This is a genomic window from Flavobacterium sp., assembly GCF_028712645.1.
GTDB lineage: Bacteria > Bacteroidota > Bacteroidia > Flavobacteriales > Flavobacteriaceae > Flavobacterium.
The window spans coordinates 25946-33821 of sequence record NZ_JAQTPQ010000006.1 but is presented as its reverse complement, the minus strand read 5'-3'; the positions used below and the strand labels follow the sequence as shown (position 1 = coordinate 33821).

Here is a 7876-nt window from a genome sequence, read left to right as displayed (position 1 = left end):
TATAGGTTATGCTGCGAGATGGCTGGTAGAAAAAGATTTAAGTATTTCGGAAATTGCATTCAAGTCTGGTTTTAATAATATCGCTAATTTTAATAGAAGTTTTAAGTCGATTAAAAAACGAACTCCTAGTCAGTACAGAGAAGATTTCTCTGGTTTGAAACGAATTCTTTAATCTATCGTAACTATTCATCCTGTTTTATTTTCAAAGTGTCAATTGCTTCCAGTTATAGCTGGAGAAAAGAGATTTTTAGTTTTTTAATGGCTTTAGCCAAAAAAATCCAGCCTTTTAAGCTAAAGCCAATTTATTTCCACTCCTATACCTCTAGCTAGAGCTGGAGGTAATTCAATTTTTTTGATAGGCCGAATGCAATCTGTTTTTTATTCGAAATCGTTTGAATTCCTTGTCATTGCTGACTTCGTAATTTGACATATTCTATTATTTGGGTATAATAATTATATATATTATAATTTAAACGATATAAAATTATCAATTTACTTTCTTTATCTGTTTTTAAGTAAAAATATTATCATTAAATGACATAATACTATTAATTCAATGTGTACATCTGTTTTATATTTGTCATTATAATTTATTTATATAATTAACAAACATTTTGGTTTTGGATCCCCAGATTCAGAAACCAATCAAATTAACTAACTGAACAATTATTATGGAAAAATCATTTTTTAATTTTAGTCTTTGGAAAACTGCCTACAGAGCAATTCCTTTGATGTTATTTTTATTTTTTACGAGCAGCTATATTACTGCTCAAACAACAAAAGTTTCGGGAACTGTAACCGATGAAAACGGACTAACATTGCCTGGTGTAAACATTTTGGTTGTAGGTTCTTCAAAATCAGCATCTACTGATTTTGATGGTAAGTATGCTATTGAGGCTCCATCAAATGCAACATTAACATTTTCGTATATTGGATTTAATAGCCAAAAGGTGGCAGTAAATAATAAGAGCAAAATTGATGTAAGCTTAAAAAGTTCGGCTCAAAATCTTCAAGAAGTTGTTGTTATTGGTTATGGTACACAAAAAAGAAAAGACGTAAACAGTGCTATTTCCAGCATCAGCTCTAAAGATTTAGAAAACATAAAAGTAGCATCATTCGACCAGATGATGCAAGGTAAGGCTGCTGGTGTTGTTATAAACAATAACTCAGGTGAACCTGGAGGTAATGTTTCTGTAAAAATTAGAGGAGCATCTTCTTTGACTGGTACCAATGAGCCATTGTATGTAATTGATGGTGTGCCAATTTCTGGTGATGCTAGAAATTCATCTACATCAGGAAGAAATGCAGCTGGAAATTCTAATTTTTCTAACTCTGGAAACATTACTTATAGCCCTTTATCTCTTATAAATCCCAGTGATATAGAATCGATTGATATTCTTAAGGATGCTTCGGCAACGGCTATTTATGGTTCTCGTGGTGCCAACGGGGTTATTCTTGTAACAACAAAATCTGGTAAAAAAGGTACAGGTAAATTAACTTATGAAAACACCTATTCTTTCAGTAATTTACCTAAACAATTACCTTCAATGAATTTGCAACAATATGCAAGTCATCAAAATGCTTTAGCAACTGCATATGGTATTGGTCTTCGACCTGAATTTGCTCATCCAGAATTATTAGGAAAAGGTACCGACTGGCAGAAAGAAATTTATCAAACAGGAATTATGACATCGCATCAATTGTCTTTTTCGGGAGGAAAAGATGGTTTGAATTATTATATCTCAGGAGGTGTATTGAATCAAGAAGGTATTGTAATTGAATCCGGTTTTAAACGCTATAATTTTAGATCTAATATTGATGCTAGAGTTAATAAATTTATAAAAGTTGGGGCTAATGTTAGTGGTACACTTACAAATGAAAAATTAACTTTAAATGGTCAATGGAATGGAGTTGTTGCTACTTCATTATCAGCTACTCCAGATGTTGGTGTAAGAGAGTTATCTGGTGCTTTTGCAGGGCCACCATCAGGAGGGGCAACTTCATTTGTAAACCCTGTGGCAACTTCATTATTAGGATCTAACACATTGGTTAGAAAAAATTATTCTGGAAATTTTTACACTCAAATTGATTTGTTTAAAGGATTAGATTATCGTTTTGAGGCGGGAGGATATATTTATGACAATTTAGGACAAAATTATGACCCAATGTATTCTTTAGGGAGTGCTGTAAAAAGCTATGCCAATTTATACTATAATCCATCTTCAGGTAACTCATGGAACTTGAAAAATATGCTTACGTATAAAAACACTATTGGTAAACATAATTTTACAGTTTTGGCCGTTCAAGAATCTAATAGAGCTCACTGGGAAGGGTATTCTATTAATGCTACCGGATTTAAAGACAATAGTCATCATGAACTTGCTTATTCTGATTTATCTAAAGCAATTGTAAGCAGTCCATACGAAGGAGCACAAACATTATCTTCTTATTTAGGAAGGGTTGTTTATGATTATGAAGGTAAATATGGAATTTCAGGAGCAGTTAGAGCAGATGGGTCTTCAAAGTTTGATATAGGTAACAAATGGGGTGTTTTTGGTTCGTTTGGAGCTTCTTGGAAACTTTCGAATGAGGCTTTTATGGAAAGTACTAAAAAGTATATTGATAACATAAAATTTAGATTTGGTTGGGGACAAACAGGTAACAATCAAATTCCTAATAATTTATATGATTCTAACTTGCATTTAGTTAATAGTTCAATGGGAAATTCTTATTTGCCATCAAATACGAATAATGCCGCTTTAAAATGGGAAACTCAAGAGCAAACAAATTTAGGTTTAGATTTTACAATGTTTGATACTAAATTAACCGCTTCTGTTGATGTGTTTAATAAAGTTTCTAAAAATTTCTTGTATCAAGTTCCATTGCCAAACTTCCTTTCTGGTGGTGGAGATTATGAAGGCGGTGTAAATCCTCCTTATTTCAATCTTGGAAGTATGCGAAATAGAGGGATTGAGGTTACACTGGGCTATTCTCATAATTTTAATGAAAATTTCTCATGGAATGCTAATTTGAATTTATCTAAGTATGTAAATGAGGTTACTGATATGGCAGGATTAAATATTGTTAAAACAATGAATACCCTTGCCTATAATACAGTTACTGTATCTAGAACAATGGAAGGTTTACCAATAGGCTCATTTGTTGGTTATCAAGCAGAAGGTATTTATAGAACAGATGCTGATTTATTAACTTATGGATATGACAATGGAGGTACTAAAGTGCCTTTGAAAAACGGAACCAATTCTTTGTTACCCAATTTTATAAAAGGAGATGTAATTTACAAAGATCAAAATAATGATGGTATCATCGATTCAAAAGATTTAGTTGCAATTGGAAATCCTAATCCTAAATTAACTTATGGATTTACCAATAATTTCAAATACAAAAATGTTGATTTGTCAATCTTCCTCCAAGGAACAGTTGGTAACAAATTGATGAATTTAACTCGTGCATCTGGCACAATGAACAGTGGTGTTGGAACAAATTATTTAACTGAAGCTACAGATTTTTATTCAGCTGATAACTTAAATGCTTCTTTGCCAAGGCCTTCAACTTATGATAATATAAATAATGCAGTATCAACTCGTTTTATTGAAGATGGATCTTTCTTGAGAATTCAAAATGTAACAATAGGGTATTCTTTGCCATCTGATATTATTTCTCAAATTAAGGTAACAAGATTGAGATTTTATGCTTCTGCGCAAAATCTATATACTTTCACCAAATACACAGGTTATGATCCTGAAGTAGGTTCTTATAATCAGGATGCATTATTATCAGGTGTCGATAATGGACGTTATCCAACACCTAGACAAATATCTTTTGGTTTTAATGTTGAATTTTAATACATAATAATATGAAAAATATAATAAAAATAAGCAGTGTTGTTGTTATGACACTAACATTGTTGGTTTCCTCTTCTTGCTCTCAGGATTTTATAGATGTGCCAGCACAAGGAACACCTACCTTAACTAACTACTATGACTCAGATTTAAAACTGGACAATGCAACCAATGGATTATATGGACTTGTGTGGTTTAATATGAACAAAGCTGGTTATTATGGCATTACTGATGTGATTTCTGGTAATATGTATGCTGGTCCTTATAATGATTTTGGAAAATTTACCGATTTAAGTTTTACTAATACAGCATCCTACATTTCTGATTCTTGGAGATCTTGTTATGGTGCTATAGCAAACTCTAATGCTTTTATTAATGGTTTACCTACTGGTGTTGGTCCAAAAGTTAGCAAAGAAGCTTTAAATAACGCCTTAGGAGAAGCACATTTTATTAGAGCATTTTCTTATTTTTTCTTAGTGAGATTATGGGGAAATGTACCTATTATTGAAAACACTTCTGCCTATTCTGAGAATTTTGTTATTCCGAGCAATCCTGTTGAAGATGTTTATAAATTTATAGAAAATGATTTGAAATTTGCTGCCGATAATTTAAGGACTAAAGTTAGAGGATCAAATTATGCTGACAATGCCCACGTATCTAGTGGATCTGCAAAAGCATTTTTGGCAAAAGTATATTTATATGAAAAAAAATATGCTGAAGCTAAGCAAATGGCAGCTGAAGTTATCAATAGTGGTGAATTTAAATTATTAGGTGGAGATGAATTGCCTACAAAATCTTTTGCTGATTTATTTTTGCAAATGAACAATAATAATGAAGAGTCAATCTTTGCATGGCAATGGACAGGGGCAGCAACTTATTTTGATGGTAATTTCTCTAATACAACATTTGCACCAGAAAATAGATTGGTAGAAACTACCTACTCTGCTCAGATTGCACCATCCCAGGATTTAATTAATAATGCTTTTGAAGATGGAGATAGAAGAAGAAAAGAAACATTTATGCTACCTGGAGATTACTATCCAAATTTAACTTATGCGGCAACACTTGCTGTAGATTCGCCTTATTTATTAGGATACACATTTAATTTAACAAATGTACCTAATGGAGTTCAAAATTCAGGAGCAGGATTAAAAAAATATGTAATAGGAAAAGAAAATATACCAGTTACAGGGGTGTTTAATAAACCTTTTAACGGTGAAAGTAGTATGAACACTTATCAAATGCGTTATGCTGAGTTATTATTAATTTATGCTGAAGCTATACTAGGTGGTCAAACAGGAAGTACCACTGATGCATTGGCTCTTAAATCCTTTAATGCAGTTCGTAAAAGAGCAGGTTTGTCTGAAAAAACATCAATTAGTTTTGATGACATTTTCAAAGAAAGACGTGCTGAATTAGCTTGTGAAGGAGATTACTATTTTGATTTAGGACGTTTGCCTTTTGCTAAAGCAAAAGCCATTTTAGAAGCACAAAACAGAGGTGATAAAGACACGCCAAAACAAATAACAGTCACAGCTACAAGTCTTTTATTACCCTATCCTTCAGATGATTTGATAAAAAATCCAAAATTGACAGAAGTTGCACCTTATACTTTTAAATAATTTTTAAAATGAAAAATATGAAAAATATAAAAAATATAAAAGAGGTTACATTAACAGTATGTTTAGCACTGATGTTATCTATAATGCTTTTTAGCTCATGCTCAGATAATAATAACACCGATACTGTTGTTGGGCCTCCAGTTATAGAATCTGTTATGCCATCAGGCTATGATTCGAATGGTACTATTTTGCCATTAACTCCAGTTACCAAAGGAGATCCTAAAAGTTATTACATCATTCATGGAAAAGGATTGCTTTCAACACAGAAAGTTTACTTTAATGATTATGATACTTATTTTCAACCAACTTTAGTAACTGATACAGATATTGTAATATTGATTGATGAAAACACACCTTATGCAAACGCTTCTAATCAATTAAAAGTAGTAACCAGTAATGGAACTGCTGTTTATGATTTTGTTACTGCACCACCTCCACCAACATTTAATTGGTTCAATTCAATAAATGCAGCAGCGGGAGATGTAGTTACAATCGACGGAAAGTATTTTTTAGACCCTATCGTGAAAGTTGGAACTCAACAAGCTGCAATTATTTCTTCTACGTTGACAGAGATTAAGTTCACAATGCCAGCTAATTCAACCTATAAATTGGTAACTGTATCAAATATTACTGGTACTGCAGCTTCCAGTTTGGCCGTTGGAGCTGCACTTTATGACGATGCAATACAAGGCGATACTGGACATTGGACTTGGAGCGGAAATGAGTTTAATACAAATTATACAGTAGATAGTGCGCAAGGTAATGCCTCAATGAAAATAGTTTTTGGAAGTTGGGATGGAGCCGATTTAAAGTTTAATTCTAGAGATGTTTCTATGTATAAGTCATTTAGAGTTAGGGTTAAATGTACTTCTACAAATTCAAATGCTGCTTTGAAATTTGTTTTTGGAGGATGGGCTTATCAAATAGTAAAAACAATATCCTCAAATTGGTCTGTTATTGAAATTCCATTTTCTTCTATTGGAAATCCAACTACTTTTGATCAATTAACATTACAAGAAGCAGGTGGTTTTGGTGGTAATACTATATTATTAGACGAAATGGGTTTTGTTTTAAAATAATTGAAGTGGTTTAGTTAGTTTAAGTAATTCCCTAGTTGAAAAATTAGGGAATTCTTTTTTTTTAAGTAATAATTTTAACTTCCATATAAATCAATTTTGATTGGGAAAAAATCTAATCAAAGATGTTGATTTTGGCTTTGAATCCGATTTTAATAAAAACATTTTCAAGATCAAAGACCTTTGGAAAAATAAAGGTAAGTACAACCAAAAAGAATTTCACAGCTAAAATCGCTTCTCACGATGTAATTACTTTAAAATTAACTCTTTAAATTTATAAAATATGAACTTCAAATCTAAAATTATTGTGCTTTTACTTGCATCCAGTTGTAGTGTGGTAAACGCACAATTTGTCAAAAAACACGGTCAACTTAGTGTGAAAGGAACGCAGTTAGTAGATAAAAATCAAAACCCAATTGTTTTAAGAGGAGTGAGTTTGGGCTGGCATAGTATCTGGACTAGATTCTATAATGAAAAAACAATTGATTGGCTGAAAAAAGATTTTAATTGTACTATTGTCAGAGCTGCAATGGGTATTGAAATAGGAGAACGTCCATTTATGAAGGAAACTGAATTTTCCAAAGAGAAAATAGAATCGGTAATAAAAGGAGCTATCGAGTCTGATATTTATGTAATCATAGATTGGCACAGTCATAATATTAATTTGAAAGAAGCCAAGGAGTATTTTTATGAAATTTCAAAGAAATATGGAAAATATCCAAACGTGATTTATGAGATTTTTAACGAACCAGATTATGAAACTTGGTCAGAAGTAAAAGCGTATTCCGAAGAAGTAATTAAGGTAATTCGTGCCAATGATCCAGATAATGTTATTTTAGTTGGAAGTCCCAAATGGGATCAAGAGGTCAATCTTCCTGCTGCTGATCCTATAAAAGGATATAGTAATTTAATGTACACTATGCATTTTTATTCAGCTACTCACGAAAAATGGTTGCGTGACCGAACTGATGATGCAATAAAAAGAGGCTTGCCTATTTTTGTTTCAGAGTCAGCGGGGATGGAAGCTTCTGGAGATGGTCTAATGAATTATAAAGCTTGGCAAGAATACATCGATTGGATGGAATCCAAAAAAATAAGCTGGATTGTTTGGTCGATTTCTGATAAAGAGGAGACTTGTTCTATGTTAAAGAAATCTGCTAATTCTGAAGGAGATTGGAAAGATGAAGATTTGAAGGAATCAGGTTTGAAAACTAGGGAATATTTGCGAAAGTTTAATGGAAATTGACACTAAGTTATTGGGATTATTAGGATTGACCCGACTTCACACCTTGCGAGACGCGATAATTAAGTTACT

5 protein-coding genes are annotated in these 7876 nt (G+C 32.3%); all 5 read left to right on the top strand.

Annotated elements, in window-relative coordinates; all coding sequences use genetic code 11:
- Positions 1-172, top strand: a 172-nt coding sequence (locus PHC28_RS00950; protein ID WP_300095659.1) for an AraC family transcriptional regulator, incomplete at its 5' end; no start/stop codon positions are given.
- Positions 173-671: 499 nt separating this feature from the next.
- Positions 672-3866: a TonB-dependent receptor gene (locus PHC28_RS00945; protein WP_300095656.1), complete on the top strand. Its 3195-nt coding sequence runs from the start codon at positions 672-674 to the stop codon at positions 3864-3866.
- A gap of 11 nt (positions 3867-3877) precedes the next feature.
- Positions 3878-5485 (top strand): RagB/SusD family nutrient uptake outer membrane protein, encoded by a 1608-nt coding sequence (locus tag PHC28_RS00940; RefSeq protein ID WP_300095653.1) that lies wholly within the window; start codon positions 3878-3880, stop codon positions 5483-5485.
- Positions 5486-5502: 17 nt separating this feature from the next.
- Positions 5503-6564, top strand: coding sequence for an IPT/TIG domain-containing protein (locus PHC28_RS00935; protein WP_300095650.1), 1062 nt, complete (start codon positions 5503-5505; stop codon positions 6562-6564).
- 280 nt (positions 6565-6844) lie between these two features.
- Positions 6845-7807, top strand: a complete 963-nt coding sequence (locus PHC28_RS00930; protein ID WP_300095648.1) for a glycoside hydrolase family 5 protein — start codon at positions 6845-6847, stop codon at positions 7805-7807.
- The last annotated feature ends 69 nt before the right edge of the window (positions 7808-7876 follow it).

Bases quoted from the DNA above. Each gene is read 5' to 3' on its own strand.
- PHC28_RS00935 (WP_300095650.1), top strand. From the start codon at position 5,503: ATGAAAAATATAAAAAATATAAAAGAGGTTACATTAACAGTATGTTTA.
- PHC28_RS00945 (WP_300095656.1), top strand. From the start codon at position 672: ATGGAAAAATCATTTTTTAATTTTAGTCTTTGGAAAACTGCCTACAGA.
- PHC28_RS00930 (WP_300095648.1), top strand. From the start codon at position 6,845: ATGAACTTCAAATCTAAAATTATTGTGCTTTTACTTGCATCCAGTTGT.
- PHC28_RS00940 (WP_300095653.1), top strand. From the start codon at position 3,878: ATGAAAAATATAATAAAAATAAGCAGTGTTGTTGTTATGACACTAACA.